Annotated in this window: 16 protein-coding genes; 5 read left to right on the top strand and 11 right to left on the bottom strand. The window is 64.5% G+C overall.

Features of this window, described 5'->3' with window-relative positions; all coding sequences use genetic code 11:
* Positions 1 to 49 precede the first annotated feature (49 nt).
* The 4 genes from ssb to QD356_RS16665 all read left to right on the top strand — a co-directional run bounded on the left by ssb (position 50) and on the right by QD356_RS16665 (position 5385).
* Complete coding sequence (gene ssb / locus QD356_RS16680) at positions 50 to 706, top strand: single-stranded DNA-binding protein (RefSeq protein ID WP_131432841.1); 657 nt, start codon at positions 50 to 52, stop codon at positions 704 to 706.
* A 444-nt stretch (positions 707 to 1150) separates the two neighbouring features.
* Complete coding sequence (locus QD356_RS16675; protein WP_192839463.1) at positions 1151 to 3658, top strand: EAL domain-containing protein; 2508 nt, start codon at positions 1151 to 1153, stop codon at positions 3656 to 3658.
* A gap of 62 nt (positions 3659 to 3720) precedes the next feature.
* Positions 3721 to 4605, top strand: coding sequence for a sugar nucleotide-binding protein (locus QD356_RS16670; RefSeq protein ID WP_192839462.1), 885 nt, complete (start codon positions 3721 to 3723; stop codon positions 4603 to 4605).
* A 60-nt stretch (positions 4606 to 4665) separates the two neighbouring features.
* Entirely contained in the window at positions 4666 to 5385 is a 720-nt protein-coding gene (locus QD356_RS16665) for a lysophospholipid acyltransferase family protein (RefSeq protein ID WP_192839472.1), read from the top strand.
* A 142-nt stretch (positions 5386 to 5527) separates the two neighbouring features.
* On the opposite strand, the gene fabB is transcribed toward QD356_RS16665, so the two are convergent.
* Both fabB and fabA read right to left on the bottom strand, forming a co-directional pair.
* Entirely contained in the window at positions 5528 to 6745 is a 1218-nt protein-coding gene (gene fabB, locus QD356_RS16660; protein WP_043334810.1) for a beta-ketoacyl-ACP synthase I, read from the bottom strand.
* Between the two features lie 13 nt (positions 6746 to 6758).
* Positions 6759 to 7274 carry a 3-hydroxyacyl-[acyl-carrier-protein] dehydratase FabA gene (fabA, locus tag QD356_RS16655; RefSeq protein ID WP_043334808.1) on the bottom strand — a complete coding sequence of 172 codons (516 nt, stop codon included), beginning with the start codon at positions 7272 to 7274 and terminating at the stop codon, positions 6759 to 6761.
* A 297-nt stretch (positions 7275 to 7571) separates the two neighbouring features.
* Here fabA and QD356_RS16650 point away from each other — a divergent pair, with 297 nt between their 5' ends.
* Entirely contained in the window at positions 7572 to 9410 is a 1839-nt protein-coding gene (locus QD356_RS16650) for a GGDEF domain-containing phosphodiesterase (RefSeq protein WP_192839461.1), read from the top strand.
* Positions 9411 to 9415: 5 nt separating this feature from the next.
* Here QD356_RS16650 and QD356_RS16645 read toward each other — a convergent pair whose 3' ends face one another.
* The 9 genes from QD356_RS16645 to QD356_RS16605 all read right to left on the bottom strand — a co-directional run bounded on the left by QD356_RS16645 (position 9416) and on the right by QD356_RS16605 (position 18155).
* Positions 9416 to 9940: a DUF2878 domain-containing protein gene (locus QD356_RS16645; RefSeq protein WP_192839460.1), complete on the bottom strand. Its 525-nt coding sequence runs from the start codon at positions 9938 to 9940 to the stop codon at positions 9416 to 9418.
* Between the two features lie 2 nt (positions 9941 to 9942).
* A complete protein-coding gene (locus tag QD356_RS16640) occupies positions 9943 to 11226 on the bottom strand; it encodes a cyclopropane-fatty-acyl-phospholipid synthase family protein (protein WP_192839459.1) in 1284 nt (427 codons plus the stop codon).
* Between the two features lie 10 nt (positions 11227 to 11236).
* Positions 11237 to 12055 carry a DUF1365 domain-containing protein gene (locus tag QD356_RS16635; protein ID WP_225996679.1) on the bottom strand — a complete coding sequence of 273 codons (819 nt, stop codon included), beginning with the start codon at positions 12053 to 12055 and terminating at the stop codon, positions 11237 to 11239.
* Entirely contained in the window at positions 12052 to 13398 is a 1347-nt protein-coding gene (locus QD356_RS16630) for an FAD-dependent oxidoreductase (RefSeq protein ID WP_192839457.1), read from the bottom strand. The genes QD356_RS16635 and QD356_RS16630 overlap by 4 nt, the downstream gene beginning before the upstream one ends.
* 96 nt (positions 13399 to 13494) lie before the next feature.
* Positions 13495 to 14307, bottom strand: coding sequence for an SDR family NAD(P)-dependent oxidoreductase (locus QD356_RS16625; protein WP_192839456.1), 813 nt, complete (start codon positions 14305 to 14307; stop codon positions 13495 to 13497).
* A gap of 170 nt (positions 14308 to 14477) precedes the next feature.
* Positions 14478 to 14978, bottom strand: coding sequence for a nuclear transport factor 2 family protein (locus QD356_RS16620; RefSeq protein WP_225996678.1), 501 nt, complete (start codon positions 14976 to 14978; stop codon positions 14478 to 14480).
* Between the two features lie 66 nt (positions 14979 to 15044).
* The gene (gene phrB / locus QD356_RS16615; protein ID WP_192839455.1) at positions 15045 to 16541 is read right to left on the bottom strand and encodes a deoxyribodipyrimidine photo-lyase; all 1497 of its coding nucleotides are present in this window, start codon (positions 16539 to 16541) and stop codon (positions 15045 to 15047) included.
* Between the two features lie 49 nt (positions 16542 to 16590).
* On the bottom strand, positions 16591 to 17502 hold the full coding sequence (locus QD356_RS16610; protein ID WP_043335996.1) for a MerR family transcriptional regulator: 912 nt from the start codon (positions 17500 to 17502) through the stop codon (positions 16591 to 16593).
* Positions 17503 to 17768: 266 nt separating this feature from the next.
* Complete coding sequence (locus tag QD356_RS16605) at positions 17769 to 18155, bottom strand: CbiX/SirB N-terminal domain-containing protein (protein WP_192839454.1); 387 nt, start codon at positions 18153 to 18155, stop codon at positions 17769 to 17771.
* Positions 18156 to 18176: the final 21 nt, after the last annotated feature.

The following is an 18176-nucleotide window of genomic DNA, read 5'->3' as shown; positions in this document are numbered from 1 at the left end:
CCTTCTCCGGTGCCCATGGCGCGCCGGTCTATTTGCAGGAGTAATCTTCATGGCTCGTGGCGTAAACAAGGTCATTCTGATCGGTAATCTCGGTCAAGACCCGGAAGTTCGCTTCACCCCGTCCGGTAGTGCGGTGTGCAACCTGAACCTCGCGACGACGGACACCTGGAATGATCGCCAGAGCGGTCAGCGACAGGAACGTACCGAATGGCACCGTGTGGTGATGTTCAACAAGCTGGCTGAAGTGGCCCAGCAATACGTCAAGAAAGGCTCACGCCTGTATATCGAAGGCCGCCTGCAGACGCGCAAGTGGCAGGATCAGAACGGCAATGACCGTTACAGCACCGAAATCGTGGCCAACGACATGCAGATGCTGGATACGCGTGGTGAAGGTGGCGGCGGCAACTTCGCTGGTGGTCGCCCGCAGCAGGCGCCTCAGCAGGGCGGCCAGCAACCGGCCGCAGCCCCCCAGCAGGGTGGCCAGTTCGGTGGTCAGCAGCCGGCCCCGCAGCAAGGTGGCCAGTTCGGTGGTCAGCAGCCGGCCCCTCAGCAAGGCGGTCAGTTCGGTGGTCAGCAGCCGGCACCTCAGCAGGGCAACAACTTCGGTGGCCAGCAGCCTGCGCAGCAGAACAACTCCCAGAACAACAATTTCGGTGCGCCGCCCGCGGGCAGCTTCGATGATTTCGATGATGAAATCCCGTTCTGAATAAAGTTTTTCGCCTGTGCGCCGATAGAACGCGCAAGCGATAACGATGAAAAGGCCCTCGTTCAGCGAGGGCTTTTTTTTGAATCAATCATGAGATGTTCGCGTTTTTGTTTCTGTAAGCGTCTGTTTCTCATGGATTATTGCTGGCCATGAAAAATGATGCCGAGTGCGACATCCAGTGGCTTGTGCCGCGCGTAAGGGAGGTTGAGCGCCAGTCCATTGCGGCTCATACATGCGTTGCAAACGAGCGTTGTGCAAAAAACGCTTCATGGCCGTATTCTCTTGGTATCTCGCCGTTGGACTGCCAGTGTTGTCGGGTGGCAATCCATGGTCTGAGAAGCCTGTCGTGGTGCTCCAGAGAGAGTGCCGGCGACATGACGCCGTTGTCGGATTTCCGCCCCTATCTTGCCGACTGTGGCATGCCCCTGATGATTGAGGTTATTCATGCATGGCAGTTATTCCTACCCACTGGTCGCCCTGTCAATCGTGGTCGCCGTGCTGGCTTCACATGCGGCGCTGCAGCTGATTCGTCAGGTCGCGCTGGCCCCTTCGCGCGCTACCAGCCTCGGCTGGCTGGTGGGCGGAGCCGTGGCGATGGGGCTGGGTGTCTGGGCCATGCATTTCATCGGCATGCTGGCGTATGAAAGCCAGGCTTCGGTCACCTATGCGCCCGGCCTGACGGCGTTGTCGGTGCTGATCGCGATGCTGGCCTCGGGGCTGGCGCTCTGGGTGAATACGCTGCCACGCCTGACGCCGATGCTGTTGATGACGAGCGGGACCATCATGGGCGGCGGCATCGCCACGATGCACTACACCGGCATGGCGGCGATGCAGATGCACATGCCATACCGCTATGACCCGCTGCTGTTCGCGGTGTCCATCGTGGTGGCGGTGGTGGCCGCGACGGCGGCCCTGTGGCTGGGAGGCTTTTTCTTGCGCCAGCGCCGCCCCAATCGCATCTATCAGGCCCTGGCGGCCGGTGCGATGGGACTTGCCATCGCCGGCATGCATTACATCGGCATGGCGGCGATGGAGATGATGCCGCTGACCACGCCCATCATCTCTCCCGCCGGGGTGGGCATGAACTCCGGGCAGAATCTGTGGCTGGCCCTGGCCATCGCGATCGCGACCCTCGCCGTGCTGGGGCTGGCACTCCTGGCCATCAGTGCCGAGCAGCGCATGCGTCGCAGTCGCCATTACCGCTCGCGTCTGGATGGCCTGCTGGAGTATCGGACCCGGGAGCTGCGTCATGAGCGCGATCAGGTGGCGGTCATGCTGGATTCCATCGATGAAGGAGTGATCAGCCTCGATCGCGAGGGCCATATCCAGCACATCAATCCCATCGCTGCCGAACTGTGTGGCTGGGACCCGTCGTTGGCCCGCGGGCGCCCCTGGGCGCGCATCTTGCAGCTGCGCCATGAAGGTACGTTGCAGTCGGTTGCCAGCCAGCTGGAAGGGGTCTTGCAGCGTGGCGAAGTGGTGCACATGTCCAGCCAGACGCTGCTGGTGGCACGTGATGGCAGTGAATGTGCCGTGGAGCTCAAGGCCTCGCCCGTGCGGCGTCGCAGTGGAGATGTCGAGGGGGCCGTACTGGTCTTCCGCGACATCAGCTATCGCCAGGCCATGATTCGGCGCCTCAACTTCCAGGCGCATCACGACAGTCTGACCGGCCTGCACAATCGCACCGCCTTCGATGACGCTCTCACCGCGGCGCTGGCCGATGGCGGCTTTCACCAGTTGCTGTACCTGGATCTCGACTTCTTCAAGGTGGTCAACGACACCTGCGGTCACGCGGCCGGAGACACCGTATTGCGCGAGCTCTCCGCGCTGATGCGAGCACATGTGCGGGAAACGGATGTACTGGCACGCCTGGGGGGCGATGAATTCGCCGTGCTGCTCTATCGCTGTTCTCGCGAGCAGGCCATCGAGCGTGCCGAAGCGCTGTGCGCAGCCGTCAGTGCCTATCGCTACTACGATGAGGGGCGGCCATTCCAGTTGGGCGTCAGTATCGGGGTCGCGCCGGTCGAAAGTGGTGTCCAGGCCTCCGAGGTCCTGCGTCAGGCGGATGGGGCCTGCTACATGGCCAAGCAGAGCGGGCGCAATCAGGTGCATGCCTACCATGACGGAGATGCGGGATTCGAGCGCGCCCAGCGCGAGGTGCAATGGCTGCCGCTGCTGCACGAGGCGCTGGAGAATGATCGCTTCACGCTGTACATCCAGCCGATCCGCTCGCTGAGTGATGCCACCAGCAAGCCCTACTACGAGGTGCTGCTGCGCTACGTCAACGACTCGGGCGAGCACCTGGCCCCGGCGCACTTCATGGCGACGGCGGAGCGATTCGGCCTGATGCCCGAGATTGATATCTGGGTCGTCACCCAGGCGCTGCAGGTGCTGGAGTCCGATGATGGCCGCATCGAATCGGATGCCGTGCTGGCGATCAACCTCTCCGGTCAGAGCATGGGCGATCTGCGCATGCGCGATCAGCTGGCGGCGCTGGTCACGCAAAGCTCCGTCATGCCCCAGCGGCTGTGCTTCGAGATCACCGAGACGGCGGCCATCAGCAATCTGGCCCAGGCGCGCGAGTTCATCTACAGCATGCGCCGGCTCGGCTGCAGCTTCGCCCTGGACGACTTCGGCAGCGGCATGTCGTCCTTTGCCTACCTCAAGGAGCTGCCGGTCAATCAGCTCAAGATCGACGGCGCCTTCGTGCGCAACCTGACTCGCGATAGCCTCGACGCCGCCATCGTCTCCGCCATCTGTGGCATCTGTGCCCAGATGGGCATCATCACGGTGGCGGAATATGTCGAGCGTCTTGAGCTGATCCCCGCCCTCGAGCTGATCGGTGTCGACTTCGTGCAAGGCTACGGCATCGGCCGTCCTCACCCGATCGGCGCCCCGTTGATCCCCATCACTCCACGCAACAACGGGCCTGCAGCCAGTCTGCAAGGTTGATAGAATGACACCTTTGCATCGTCGCCTCTTGCGGCGATGCGCCTGTTTGCTGGAGCCTGCCTGTGAAACTCTTGCTGCTAGATGCCGGGCATTGTCTTGGCCTGGGTCTGATTCGTGCGGCTGGTACGCGCGCCGATCTTGAGCTCAACGCCGTCGAGTCTGACCGTATTGGCGCCGATGACATTCGCGCCAGCCAGGCGGATGTCGTCATCGTGCCGCCGTTCGCACGCCCGGCCGATTCCGCACCTGCCGAGGTGATGGCGCATGCCGAGGCGGTGGAGCAAGTGCTGGCCGCCTGCATCGAGACCGGCACACCGCTGGTGTGGTGCGTGGCAGATCAGATGTTCGAGCAGGGCGGCGAAGGCTTGCTCGACGAGGACGAGGTGCCCTCGCCGATCGATACGGCGCTGCGCCGCGTCATCGCGACCGGTGATCGCATCCGTGCCGAGCTGCCCGATCACCTGATCGTGCGTCTGGGCCCGCTGTTCGGCCCGGAAGGGCGTGATGCCTGGCTGCCGACGCTGATCGAGCGCCTGCTGGCGGGGGAAGAGGTGCGTGCCGCCGAGGACGTCATCCTGTGCCCGACCAGTGTCGATGCCGTGGCGATGGCGTTGATCGGCATGCTCCAGCAACAGCGCTGCGGTGCGGGTGCCTGGGGGGCCTACCATCTGGCCGGCACCGAGCCCATCAGCACCTACGCCTTCGTCAGTGTCGTACGCACCCAGTTGATCACCCGCCTCGAGGGGCTGGGCGAGACGGTGGCCGCGGGCCCGCTCAAGGCGCTGACCCTCAACGCCGGTACGCCGCTGCGGCGTGTGCTCAACTGCCGTCGCGTGCTGGACACCTTCGGTGTGCATCAGAAGCCGTGGCGCCTCGAACTATCCCGCCTGATGGATGACTGGATCGCGCAGCGCGCCTCCGGCTCATCTCGCCCTGATTCGATCTGACCTGTGGAGACTGTGCCTGTGAATGCGCTGCGTAGCGTGCTGTTTTATGTAGGTTATTTCATGGCGTTGCTGCTCAGCGCCGTGGTGCTGGTGCCGCTGGCGGCCTGCCTTCCGCTACAGGCGCGCTACCGTGTCCTGCATAGCTACAACCATATCGTGCTGTGGTGGTTCCGTCTGGCCTGCGGCGTGAAGGTGCAGGTGAGCGGGCATGACGCCTTGCCTGAGGGGGCCTGCGTGCTGCTGGCCAACCACCAGAGCGAGTGGGAAACCATCTATCTGCAGGTGGCCAAGCGCCCGCTATGCACCGTGCTCAAGCAGGAGCTGCTGAAGATTCCGGTCTTCGGCTGGGGGCTGAAACTGCTGGAGCCGATTCCGCTGGATCGCACCCAGCCGGCCAAGGCACTCAAACAGGTGCTGTCAGTGGGTACCCAGCGCCTCAAGGACGGCTTTACCGTGCTGATCTTCCCGGAAGGCACGCGCATCGCGCCGGGGACGCGCAAGAAGTTCAACAAGTCCGGCGCCGCGATTGCCTGCCGTGCCGGCGTGCCGGTGGTGCCGGTGGCGCACAATGCCGGTGAGATCTGGCCCAATGACAGCTGGATCAAGCGCCCGGGCACCATCCATGTCGCCTATGGCCCGGCCATCGAGACGGCGGGGCGCAAGCCGGATGCGGTGATCGCCGATGTCGAGGCCTGGGTCGAGACCAAGCTGCAGGAAATTTCCAGTGTCCAGCGTCCGCCGCTGGAAGAGGAAGCGGCAGCCGATAGCGTCGGCGCCTGACAGCTTGTCGCGCTTCTGATGCATCCGGTCCCCGCCAGCGAGTACCGGACAGCCACTAAAAAGGCCGCCCCGAAGGGCGGCCTTTTCGTGTCTCACACCAGCGCATATCTGCAGACTGCATGTCTGCTGAACGCGTGCTGAATCAGTCCTGGAAACGTTCTAGAATCAGGCAGGCGTTGGTGCCACCGAAGCCGAAGCTGTTGGACAGCACACGGTCGATCTTGACGCCATCACGACGGGTCGTGACGATGTCGAGGCCTTCGGCGCGGTCATCCAGCTCGCTGACGTTGGCAGACGCGGCAATGAAGTCGTTCTCCATCATCAGCATGGAGTAGATGGCTTCCTGCACGCCAGTGGCGCCCAGCGAGTGACCCGTCAGCGACTTGGTCGAGCTCATTGCCGGGCTGGCGGCGCCGAAGACTTCCTGGATGGCCTTGAGCTCGGCCACATCGCCCACCGGCGTCGAGGTGCCGTGGGTGTTGATGTAGTCGATATCGCCATTCACGGTCGCCATCGCCTGACGCATGCAGCGCGCTGCACCTTCGCCGGACGGTGCCACCATGTCGTGGCCATCGGAGGTCGCGCCATAGCCGGTCACTTCGGCGTAGATCTTCGCGCCGCGTGCCTTGGCGTGTTCCAGCTCCTCGAGCACCAGCATGCCGCCGCCACCTGCGATGACGAAGCCATCACGGGTCTTGTCGTACGGACGCGACGCGGTTTCCGGCGTGTCGTTGTAGCTGGTGGACAGGGCGCCCATGGCGTCGAACAGGCAGGACAGGGTCCAGTGCTCTTCTTCACCGCCACCGGCAAACACGATGTCCTGCTTGTTCAGCTGGATCTGTTCCACGGCGCTGCCGATGCAGTGGGCAGACGTGGCACAGGCCGAGGAGATCGAGTAGTTGATACCCTTGATCTTGAACGGCGTGGCCAGACAGGCAGAGACGGTCGAGCCCATGGTGCGAGTGACGCGGTAGGGACCTACGCGACGCAGGCCCTTGGCGCGCATCACGTCTGCGGCCTCGACCTGGTTCGCGGAGGAAGCGCCACCGGAACCGGCGATCAGGCCGGTACGCTCGTGGGAAACCTGCTCTTCGGTGAGACCGGAATCGGCAATCGCCTGCGCCATGGAGATGTAGGCATAGGCCGCAGCATCCCCCATGAAGCGCAATTGCTTGCGATCGATGTGGTCTTCGAGATTGATGTCGACAACGCCGGCCACGTGGCTACGGAAGCCCAGCTCGGCGTATTCCTCTTTGCGGCGGATACCAGAACGTCCTTCGCGGAGCGATTCCAGGACCTGCTGGCGATCATTGCCCAGGCAGGAAACAATGCCCAGCCCGGTGACTACCACTCTACGCATGGGAGCCTCCCGTTCAGAAGTTCGCAGTGGAGGTGAACAGACCGACGCGCAGGTCGTTGGCCTGATAGATGTCGCGACCGTCAACTGTCACTGTACCATCGGCGATGCCGAGGATCAGCTTGCGAGTGATGACTCGCTTGATGTTGATGGTGTAGGTCACTTTCTTGGCGGTCGGCAGCACCTGGCCAGAGAACTTGACCTCGCCGCAGCCCAGCGCGCGGCCACGGCCCGGATTGCCCAGCCAGCCGAGGTGGAAGCCCACCAGCTGCCACATGGCATCGAGGCCCAGGCAGCCCGGCATCACCGGATCACCCGGGAAGTGGCAGTCGAAGAACCACAGGTCCGGAGAGATATCCAGCTCAGCAATCAGCTGACCCTTGCCGTGGCTACCGCCTTCCTCACTGATGTGAGTGATGCGATCCAGCATCAGCATGTTGGGAGCAGGCAGTTGCGCATTGCCCGGGCCGAAGAGTTCGCCCTGGCCACAGGCCAGCAGCTCGTCGCGAGTAAAGGAGTGTTGCTTGGTCACTGAGTCATTCCGAGTAGCGGGATGGTAATGCCGTACGAGGCACCTGAGCGCCTGAATGGGGCTAGTCTAATGGCTGGCACCCCTGAATGCACGTGGGGGCCAGACTAAAGGGCAGCAAGGGCGGGTGCAAATAAGTCCTACAGCTGGCGGGAAAGTGGTCGATAGGAGCTAGTGTGTGATTCGCGCGGGATCCCCTTTGCCGGCATCGGTCGCAATCCATTGGAGCCGTGCCGAGAGTGGCTCGCTGCCTGCAAATGCAGGATCATCCCCGATGACCCCTTCCACCGAGAGCTGCTTATGTGGCCGCAAGCCCACTTCAATCGGCCCCTGATCATCGGGGCGTTCGTTGCCTTGACAGCGCTGCCCTGGTTGCCGGGGCTCGAGCTGCGTCTTGCCGCGTTGCTGCCCGCCGTTCTGGCGGGGCTGGACATCGCGCGCCAGCGTCGTCGCCAGCTGCTGCATCGTCAACTGCTGGAAGCCGCCGTGCACCTGAGCAGTGATGGTCTGGTGATCAGTGATCGCCACAATCGGGTGCTGGCCGTGAACGCTGCCTTCAGTCATATCACCGGTTACGCACCGGAAGAGATCATTGGTCGCAACCCTTCCCTGCTGTCTTCCGGGCGCCATGACGAGGAGTTTCACGCCCGTTATCGCCAGGCGCTCGAGGTCAATGGCCACTGGGAGGGCGAGGTCTGGAATCGGCGCAAGCAGGGGGATGAATACCCCGAGTGGCTGCGGGCACGCCGTATCGAGCAGGGCGGCGACGTCTTTCATGTCGCTCTCTTTACCGATATCACCCGCCACAAGGCACGCGAGCAGGACCTTCAGCGTCTGGGGCTGGAAGACGCCCTGACGGGCCTGCCCAATCGCCGCCGGCTGGGCGACCTGCTGGTCAGTCGCCTCAATGGCCTGCGCGCCGGGGAGGCGATGGACCTGGCACTGATCGATATCGATGAGCTCAAGAGCATCAATGATGCCCTGGGCGCGGAAGGGGGCGATCGTCTGCTGCAGCAGTTCTCCCAGCGTCTGACGGCGCTGGCGCGTGGCGGCGTGGTGGGGCGCATCGGCGGCGACGAGTTCGTCATTCTGCGTTCCACGGCGGGTGGCGAGCATACCGCCTGGGTGGATGAGCTGCGCCAGGTGCTGACCAAGCCCTTCGAGATCGGCGATCAGGCGCTGCACCTTGCGCTGTCGATCGGCAGCTGCCGCGCCCCGGAGGATGGCGTTGACGCCGATGTGCTGATGCAGCGCCTGGAAAGTGCCCTGTATGCCGCCAAGCGACATGGCCGCAATACCGACATGCGCTTCCAGCCTGCACTGGATGCGGGCGGTGACCTGCAGCTGGGGCTGGCGAATGACCTGCGGGTCGCCATCGAGAGCCAGGGGCAATTGCAGCTGCACTATCAATGTCAGCACGACGCCAGCACCGGCAAGGTCGCGAGTGTCGAGGCGCTGTTGCGCTGGAAGCACCCGCTGCGGGGGGCCATCTCACCGGCCGAATTCGTGCCGCTGGCCGAGCGCCACGGCCTGATGCTGCGCCTGGGCAACTGGGTACTGCGCGAGGCAGTACAGCAGCAGGCCAGCTGGCGGCGTGCCGGTCACCGCCTGTGCATCTGGGTCAATGTCTCGGCCTTGCAGCTGATCCAGGGTGGCTTTGAGGCCTCGCTGGCGGGCCTGTTGATGGAGTATGACGTGCCCGCCAGCTCCATCGGGTTGGAGCTGACGGAATCGGTGTTGCTGGATGAGCGTGCCGGCGACGTCTCACGGCGCCTGGCGGCACTACGCGCTCGCGGCCACCAGATCGCGGTGGATGACTTCGGTACCGGCTATTCGTCACTCGCCTATCTGAAGGACCTGCCGGTGGACAAGCTCAAGCTGGATCGCGCCTTCATCCGCAGCCTGCCCGGTGAGCGTACGGATGCCGCCATCACCATGGCGGTGCTGGCGATGGCCAAGGGCCTGGGTATGGAGATGATCGCGGAAGGCGTCGAGACCGCCGAGCAGCGTGAATATCTGGTATCGAATGGCTGCGGCTGGATCCAGGGGTTCTACTTCTCGCGGCCGGCGCCCGCGGGGGAGGTCATCGAGCGGCTCAACGGTTACGAGGCCGGCAATCTGGCCATCAAGGCCGCCTGAGGCGCTCAGACGCGCTCGGCATGTCCCTGCAGGCGTGCGATACCCAGACACAGACAGCCCCAGATCAGCGCCTGGGCCGGTAGCAGCCAGTCGGCGAGGGTCACATTGGCGAGCTGCCCCCCGCCGTAATAGGACAGCGGCGCACTGATGGCACCGCCAGCCGCCGCAAGCCAGGACCTCTGCCACAGCCAGCGCAGCGCATGATGGATCGTGCTGGCGAACAGCGGCCACAGACACCACATCCAGACAGGCAGGGGCAGCCAGTGCGCCCAGTCAGGCGTGTCCGAGGTGATGGTGTAGCCGCCGGCCAGTGACAGGCTGCCATCCACCACCATCCCCAGCGCCACGAAGGCGGCCAGCCAGCGCAGCTCGCGCAGGCGCTCACCCATCGGCACGATCAGCCACAGATGCACGGCCAGTATCAGCGGCGTGGCCAGCAGGGCGGCCGTCGAGCCGCCCAGCACGCAGCAGAACCAGCCGAGCTGGAAGAGCCCGGCATTGAGCAGTACTCCAGGGCGCTCGGACAGCATGTTCAGGCGTCCCAATCCTGGAGCCCCGCCTGTACCGGACGTGCCCCCGGCCCCCCCAGTAGCAGCTGACAGGTGCCGATGGTGCGCTCGCGGAAGCCCCCCTCGCAGTACGCCAGGTAGTAACGCCACATGCGCACGAAGCGCTCGTCGTAGCCCTGCGCATAGACCTCCCCGAGACGCGCCTCGAAGCGCTGTCCCCAGGCCTTGAGCGTGGCGGCGTAGTGCAGGCCGATATCCTCGAGCTGCAACAGGTTCAGCTGGGTATCCTGTTGCATGGCGCTGAGAATCGCCGCATGGGACGGCAGGAAGCCGCCGGGGAAGATGTAGCGCTTGATGAAGTCCATCTCGCGGCTGGCGGCCACGAAGCGCTGATCGCGGATCGTGATGGCCTGCAGCGCGATCAGGCCTGCCGGTTCGAGCAGGCGCTCGAGGGTCTTCAGGTAGGTTGGCAGATACTGGTGGCCGACCGCCTCGATCATCTCCACCGAGACGATGCGATCGAAGCGACCTTCCAGTGCCCGGTAGTCTTCCTTGAGCAGCGTGATGCGATCCTCCAGCCCTTCCGCGGCGATACGCGCCTTGGTATAGGCGTGCTGCTCATCGGAAATGGTCGTGGTGGTCACGCGGCAGCCACGTGTTCTTGCGGCATGGATCGCCAGCCCGCCCCAGCCGGTGCCGATTTCCAGCAGGTGATGCTGCGGCCCGAGTTCCAGCAGGTTGAACAGCTTCTCCAGCTTGTGGGTCGAGGCCGCCTCCAGACTGGCCTCGGGATAGGGGAACACCGCCGCGGAATACATGCGGTGCTCGCGATCGAGAAACAGCTCGAAGAGATCATTGCCGAGATCGTAATGTGCCGAGATATTGCGCTTCGAACCCGCCAGCGTATTGCGCGCCAGCGCGTAGGCGACGCTCAGCGCCCACTTGGACAGGCGCGACGTCCCGCTGTCCACCGAGTCATTGACCTGTTCGAGGTTGTAGGCGAACAGGCGCACCAGCCCGACCAGATCATCCGTCTCCCACTGGCCATCCATGTAGGCCTCCGCCGCCGCGACGGTGCCACCCAGCGCCATGCGCCGCCACGCGCGTGAGTCATGGATACGCAGCGTGACGTTGCGCGCGCCGCCCTTGCCCAGCACGTGGCGCTCACGGCCTTCCAGCACCGTCAGGCTGCCACCCTCGAGCTTGTCGAGCATGCGCAGCAGGCGTGGCCGCAGCAGCCGAGTCAGGCGGTCTGCCTGCGCCCGGGTCGTGGCCAGTGTGGGGGGAGCGGGTTCGAATTGGCTCATGATGAGTTCCTCATGATGAAGACGGCGAGCGCGGATGGTCGAAGATCGGCACGCGCTTGAGCGCCAGACGCAGCGCCTCGAAATGAATGCCTGCGACCGTCTTGAGCGTCATCCAGGGGAAACGCAGCAGCAGGCGATGAAAGGCGCGCGGGGTAGCCGGTTCCAGATGCAGGCTCAGGCTGGCATCGAACAGCGAGTGCTGCGCTTTCCGCGCCGTATCCCCGGTGAGGGGATGGTTTTCCATGTGCAGCAACAGCTCATCCGCGCTGGGGTCGTTGAAGCGCCAGTGATAACGCATGCCCATCGGCATGAAGGGCGAGACATGCATGCGCTTGTCGAACTGCGCCGCCTGCATGCGTCGCTGCGGGTCCGTGCGGGCGGCATACAGTACGCGCTCTCCCCAGGGGATATTGGTTACCTCACCGAGCACGGCGCCCAGCTGGCCTGAGGCGTGATAGAGGTAATAGAGGCGGATCGGGTTGAAGCCGATCCCGAAGTGGCGCAGCTGGGTCAGCAGGAAGATGCGCCCCTGCGGCAGCGGTGCGTGATCACCACTGCGGGCAAGCTCGCGCTGGCAGGCGGCGCGCACCCGTTCCTCGAGTGGGCCATCGGCAATGTCGTGGACCGCGGCCGGCAGATGGTCACTGTCGCGAAAGGCCAGTGGCGCGGCGTGACTGGCACTCACCAGACGCTTGCCGGCCATCAGCGTCGGCAGCTCATCCAGTGCCAGCCACGCCATGGCGACGCGATAGCGAAAGGCATGCTGGCGTGGCGCGTGGCGACGGTGGCGCAACGTGCCATAGCCGATGCGGCTGGCGGGCGCCTTCAATCGTCTGCCTCGCGCGCACCCAGTGCCTCGGCGACACGCAGCGCACTCCATACACCATCCTCGTGAAAGCCATTGCGCCACCAGGCGCCACAGAAATGGGTGCGGCCCACCGCGCCCTCCGCCTTGGCCTGCGCGCCGGAAATCTGCGTGAAGCGTGCCTTGGCGGCTTCGGCGGCCAGCGTGAAGCGCGGGTGGTCATAGGCATAACGGCCCAGCACCCGAGCGGGATCAATCGCGTCGCTGTCATTGAGCGTGATGCAGAAGGTCTCGCGGGGCGGGTGATCGCGCTCATCAAGGCGTTGCAGGATGTTCATGTCGTAGGTGACGCTGGCCCGCTGGGCGTCGTCGCGCCCATCGAGGCGGTAGTTCCAGCTCGCCCAGGCCGCCTTGCGCCTGGGCAGCAGCGAGGTGTCGGTATGCATCACCACCTCATTGCGCTGGGTCGTGATCGCCCCCAGCACCGCGCGCTCCTGCTCGCTGGCATCGCCGAGCAGCGCCAGTGCCTGCGGCGCATGACACGCCATCACCACCTGGTCGAAGCGCTCACGGCGGCCATCGGCATGCTCAAGCGTCACGCCGTCGGCGTCGCGCAGGACCCGGGTGATCTTGCTGTTGAGGCGAATGCGCTCGGCATAGCCCTCGGTCAGTGGTGCGATATAGGCGCGCGAGCCACCGACCAGCGTGAACCACTGTGGGCGGTCATTGACCGACAGCAGGCCGTGATGGCGGAAGAAGCGCACGAAGAAAAGCAGCGGGAACTGCGCGATATCCGCGATGCTGGCGGACCAGATCGCCGCGCCCATCGGCAGCAGGTAATGCTCACGGAATACCTGCGAGTAGCCATTGGCATCCAGGTAGCTGCCCAGGGTCGCGCCCTCGGCGAGCTTGCCGTCGTCCAGATCGGCGGCAGCCTGCTTGTTGAAGCGCAGGATGTCGCGCAGCAGGCGATAGAAGCGCGGGCGCAGCAGATTGCGCTTCTGGGCGAACAGCGACAGCAGGGTATGGCCGTTGTACTCGAAGTCCTCGGCGGTGGTGTGCACCGAGAAGCTCATCTCGGTGGGCTGATAGGCCACGTCGAGACGTTCCAGCAGGCGCTGGAAATGCGGGTAGGTGCGGTCATTGAAGACGATGAAGCCGGTGTCGATGGCCCAGTCGCTGCCATCGGCGCAATGCACATCCATGGTGGCGGTGTGGCCGCCCAGGCGCTCGGCTGACTCGAAGACATGCACTTCATGCTTACGACTCAGGTAGTAGGCCGCTGACATGCCGCTGATGCCGCTGCCGATGACGGCAATGCGCTGGCGGGGTAGAGGCGCTGTCGCGTAGGTCGTTGTCGTGTTCATGCCACTCCAGAAGAAGAACGCACCATGTCGTCATGAGCAGAAGCGTTGCCGGGTATTCGGCGCGGGCAGGCCTCGTCGGGTTTGCCTGCCGCGCACTCAGTCGCGGGTCATGCGTAGACCGATGCTGCGTCGCAAGGGGGCGGGCAGGATGCCCAGCAACTTGACCAGCAGCGTGAAGCGGCGCGGGAAATGGATGTCGAGCCGATGACGCGCGAGCCCCGCCACGATCGCCTCGACCGCCTGATCGACAGTGACCTGCATCGGCATCGGGAAGTCATTGCGCTCGGTCAGCGGTGTCTTGACGAAGCCGGGGTGAATCACGCTGACATCGATGCCCTGGTTGTCGAGATCCAGTCGCAGCGACTCCAGGAAGTAGCTCACCGCGGCCTTGGAGGCGCCATACGCCTCCGCGCGTGGCAGCGGCAGGTAGGCCGAGGCACTGGAGACCGCTGCCAGCTGCGGTCGCTCACCGCCGTCTGCCGCTGCCATGCGCAGTAGCGGCAAGGCGCTTTCGATCACATCCACGGCGGCCTGGAAGTTGGTCGCGAACACGCGGTGGACCAGGTCTGCCTCGAATTCCCGTGCATCCAGATATTCGCAGGTGCCAGCGTTGAGCAGTGCAAGGTCGAGTCCACCAAAGCGGGCCTCTATCTGGCTGGCCGCCGCGCGGATGGCCTCACGGTCGGTGAGGTCGAGCGTCACGACCAGCGCTTCCCCGGGGCCTTGCTCGGCATCGGCTGCGATAGCCTCCAGCTTGTCGGCGGAGCGCGCGCTCAGGGCGACCCGGTGGCCATCCGCCAGCAGCCGGCGTGCCAGACCTTCGCCGATGCCGGAGCTGGCGCCGGTCAGCCAGATGCGTTTGCGAGCCTTTGCGATCGTCGATGTGGTGCTCGAACCATGACTGGCCATTTCCCCTCCTTGGCATGTATGTGTCTGGCGTGCCTGTCTGTGTCTGCGTGTCTGACTGTGTCTGCGTGTCTGCGCCTTGCCTGCCTGGCCTGGCAAATCTGGGTGACACTGACTCACAGAACGCCGGGCGTGTCCGTATGGATGTCGCCAGAGCTCAACCCTCTTGCTGCTCAGTCCATGCGACGTTTCAGCAGGCCGATCACGTTGCGCAGTACGGGCACCTGCTCGTAGAGCAGCTCACCGGCATCGAAGAAATCACGGTGCTGGATGACCTTCCCGTCTCGGAACTCGAGGCGTGAGGCGCCCTGCACGCTGATGTCCTTGCCCCCGTTCAGACGGGGATGGCGATAGGTCATCGTCCAGCTGAGCCAGGCAAGTCCCTGTTCATTGCCTTCATCCGCATTGCCTTCATCCGCAGGGCCGGCGTCTTGCGCAGGCATTGGCCCCAGCGGGTGATGAAAGACGAAGTCGATGGCGGCGACATTCATGTACAACCCTGAGAAATAGGCGTTGAGTGCCGTCAGGCCGCGGACTTCATGCAGGGGGTCGCGAAAGACGATATCGTCACTGTAGACTGATTTGAGCAGTTCTGTAGAGGTTTTGTCCAGCTTTTCGTAAAGACGACATACCCGAGTCAGGGCCGGGCTCATCTCGTCGGGTAGCGATTGCATGGCAATGCTCCTGAAGGGGCGGGATACAAGAGCGGCCTGCTGAAGATCAGCAGGCCGCTTGAGGGGTCATTCGCTTTTTGACAGCGCCTTGAAGGTATCCAGCGCCCGCTGGCGGGCGGCCTTGTGGTCGACGATCGGTCGTGGATAGCCCGTCTGTTGGCAGTCATCCGCACTGGGCTGGTGGCGCCGCTTGGCCGGCAGCTCGGCCAGCTCCGGCACCATGCTCGCGATGAACTCGCCGTCCTTGTCGAAGCGCTGGCCCTGGGTGGTCGGATTGAAGATTCGGAAATAGGGCGCGGCATCGGTGCCGGTGGAGGCCGCCCATTGCCAGCCACCATTGTTGGCGCCCAGCTCACCATCGACGAGATGGGTCATGAAGAAGGCCTCGCCACGCCGCCAGTCGATCAGCAGATGCTTGGTGAGGAACATCGCCGTCACCATGCGCAGGCGATTGTGCATCCAGCCGGTCTGCACCAGCTGACGCATGGCGGCATCGACGATGGGGTAGCCGGTACGGCCCTCGCACCAGGCGGTAAAGCCTGCGTCGTCATCGCGCCACTGCAGGGCTTCGGTGTGGCGCTGGAAGGGGCGGTGGCGATTGACGCGCGGGAAGCCGACCAGGATGTGCTGATAGAACTCACGCCAGATCAGCTCGTTGACCCAGCTGGTCAGGCCGACATCGCCATCGGCGAGGCTGCCGTTCTCTGCCAGTACGGCGGCGTAGCATTGGCGGGCCGAGATCATGCCCAGAGCCAGATAGGGCGAGAGCTCGCTGGTGCCACGGGTGGCGGGGATATCGCGCTGCTCGTGGTAGCGGCGCGCGCGGAAGGTCAGAAAGCGTTCCAGCCGCTCCTGCGCGGCCTCTTCGCCGGCCGGCCACAGCTCGGCGTCCAGCGTTGCCGCCGGCTCGCCCTTGAGCGTCTCGGGCAGTGGCGGGATGGCGTCGCCGTGGATTTCGCGCCCCTGGGCGTCGCGGGGCGTGGCTTGCACTTCAGGTGCCTCGTTCAGCGCCAGACGACGGGTATCGACTTCCTTGTGCCAACGCTTGGAGAAGGGTGTGAAGACGCCGTAGTAATCGCCCTTGCCGGTCAGCAGCTCGCCGGGCGTGAAGGCCAGCATGTCGGTGTAGCGATGCAGGCGGACGTCGCGCTCGGCAAGGCGCTCGCGCACGCGCCGGTCGCGTTCACGCTCATTGACGGCATATTCGTCATTGAAGTGCAGGGCCCGGGCACCCAGCTCGTCGCACAGTGCAGCCAGCGCCTCGGGTACCTCAGCGAAGGTGTCGCAGTCGAGCACCTTGAGCGGGATGTGATAGCCGGCGAGTGCCTGTTGCAGGACATGCAGGCCGCGGCGCAGGAAGTCGAGCTTGTTGGCGCCGTGGCCGTGCTCGACCCACTGCGCCAGGCAGGGGGCGACGACGGCCACGACCGGGCCGCGTGCGGCGGCCTGCGAGAGAGCGGTGTTGTCGTGTACGCGCAGGTCACTGCGCAGCCAGACCAGCTGCAGGGGAGCCCCCGCTGGCGCGGAGGCGGGGGAAGAGGCGGATGGTGAGTCAGATGACATCGGGGCTCCTTGGCGATCGGTGAAACCAATGCCGAGCAGGAGCCTGCGATCAACGTGCCATCAAGGACCTCAGGCGAGCGACCGCCTGAATCGGGTCGGCCCCCAGGCCTTCAATGGGCCCGTCTACCAGCTCCTGCTGGCGAATCTGGGCGGCCGGGCCAGCGATGGCCAGCGGCACGCTCAATTGTTCTGCGACCCGTGGCAGCTGACGGCGCATGACATCCGAGCGCTCGGCCTGGGTGCCGACAAGTACCACGGCCTGTGCCTGCAGGCGCTCTGCGGCCAGCGGCAGCTCCGCCAGCGGCAGTGGGCCATCCAGCAGGCTGACGTGATAGCCGGCGTCGCTGGCGACCAGCGCGAACAGCAGCAGCCAGCTCAGGCCCGGCTCTTCCGGCAGGCGCGTCAGCGTGATGTGCGGGGCGTGACGCTCCTGATTGGCAAACACCAGCCGGGCACCGATGCGCGAACGCAGGAAGCTCTCGAAGAAGCACTGGGCCAGGCGGGTGCCGAAGGTGGCGGTGCCGCGCTCCTCGAGCTGCTCGAGCAGCGGACGCCACAGGCGCTCGACCACGCTGCTGACCGGGTACAGTGCCAGACTCTGGTTGTACAGCTCGGCCAGGCGCGCCTCGTCCTGGGCGTCGATGGCGGCCAGTGCCAGCTGCTGCTGGCCACTCCAGCTGCCTTCGTCCGGCATCGGCGTGCTTTCCGGCTGCGGCTGGTCGAGCAGCTCGCGTACCTGGCTGACAGGTACTCCGCGGTTGAGCCACTGCAGGATGTGTTCGATCCGCTCGATGTCCTCGCGGGCATACAGGCGATGCCCCTTGGGCGTACGGCGGGGCTCGATCAGTCCGTAGCGGCGTTCCCAGGCTCTCAGCGTGACCGAATTGACGCCGGTCAGGCGAGAGACTTCGCGGATCGGAAACAGCGGCGAACTGGCAGTTTCCGTGGCCTTGTCAGTCATGAATGGTGTTACCTCTGGCGGTGACGAGGCATCCCGGGTGAAGCACAGGTGAGGACGACACACAGGGTAAAGTTGAAGTGTCGTCACTTGGGGCGCTGTGGGATACCGGCAATGCATCTTGTGCACTAGCTGTACATGTGGGCATCAGGATGGCGCAGCCGCCAGAGCCTGACAAGAGGCAAGCTGCGTCGCATCCCCGGTGCGCATGTTTTGAAGGTGCATCACAGCGCCTTTGACGCCGAAGGTCCCGTCATGAAATCGGCCGTCTAGGCGTTGTCCTGTTGCTCCACAATCTGGATCAAGGCCTCGACAAAGGCCGGATGTGCACCCACCGGGTCAAGCAGACTGATGGGGCAGTCGGGGTGCTGGCGCTGCGAGTCTTCCAGCATGGCGGGCACGTCCTCGCGCAGATGACGGCCGGCCGCGAAGAACAGCGGCAGGATGTCGATACGCGCGGCACCGTCTGCCGCCAGGGCATCGATGGTGTCGGTCAGCAGCGGATCGCACAGCTCCATATAGGCCAGACGCGTCGGGCGCTTGAGGCGGGAAGCCAGTGTGGCTTCCAGTGCCTCGAAGGGCTCGCGCCAGCGCGGGTCACGTGACCCATGGGCCAATAGAATCAAGGCGTTGTCGTGATCTGTGGGCGTAGTCATGCAGCTATCCTGTGGGCGATG

Source organism: Cobetia sp. 2AS (assembly GCF_029846355.1).
Classification (GTDB): Bacteria; Pseudomonadota; Gammaproteobacteria; order Pseudomonadales; family Halomonadaceae; genus Cobetia; species Cobetia amphilecti.
The sequence above is the reverse complement of the archived record's forward strand: the minus strand, read 5'-3'. Positions and strand labels throughout refer to the sequence as shown.

Excerpts from the sequence above, each read along its gene's own strand:
- ssb (WP_131432841.1), top strand. The coding sequence starts at position 50 with ATGGCTCGTGGCGTAAACAAGGTCATTCTGATCGGTAATCTCGGTCAA.
- QD356_RS16675 (WP_192839463.1), top strand. The coding sequence starts at position 1,151 with ATGCATGGCAGTTATTCCTACCCACTGGTCGCCCTGTCAATCGTGGTC.
- QD356_RS16665 (WP_192839472.1), top strand. The coding sequence starts at position 4,666 with ATGGCGTTGCTGCTCAGCGCCGTGGTGCTGGTGCCGCTGGCGGCCTGC.
- fabB (WP_043334810.1), bottom strand. The coding sequence starts at position 6,745 with ATGCGTAGAGTGGTAGTCACCGGGCTGGGCATTGTTTCCTGCCTGGGC.
- QD356_RS16650 (WP_192839461.1), top strand. The coding sequence starts at position 7,572 with ATGTGGCCGCAAGCCCACTTCAATCGGCCCCTGATCATCGGGGCGTTC.
- QD356_RS16645 (WP_192839460.1), bottom strand. The coding sequence starts at position 9,940 with ATGCTGTCCGAGCGCCCTGGAGTACTGCTCAATGCCGGGCTCTTCCAG.
- QD356_RS16640 (WP_192839459.1), bottom strand. The coding sequence starts at position 11,226 with ATGAGCCAATTCGAACCCGCTCCCCCCACACTGGCCACGACCCGGGCG.
- QD356_RS16630 (WP_192839457.1), bottom strand. The coding sequence starts at position 13,398 with ATGAACACGACAACGACCTACGCGACAGCGCCTCTACCCCGCCAGCGC.
- QD356_RS16625 (WP_192839456.1), bottom strand. The coding sequence starts at position 14,307 with ATGGCCAGTCATGGTTCGAGCACCACATCGACGATCGCAAAGGCTCGC.
- QD356_RS16620 (WP_225996678.1), bottom strand. The coding sequence starts at position 14,978 with ATGCAATCGCTACCCGACGAGATGAGCCCGGCCCTGACTCGGGTATGT.
- phrB (WP_192839455.1), bottom strand. The coding sequence starts at position 16,541 with ATGTCATCTGACTCACCATCCGCCTCTTCCCCCGCCTCCGCGCCAGCG.
- QD356_RS16610 (WP_043335996.1), bottom strand. The coding sequence starts at position 17,502 with ATGACTGACAAGGCCACGGAAACTGCCAGTTCGCCGCTGTTTCCGATC.
- QD356_RS16605 (WP_192839454.1), bottom strand. The coding sequence starts at position 18,155 with ATGACTACGCCCACAGATCACGACAACGCCTTGATTCTATTGGCCCAT.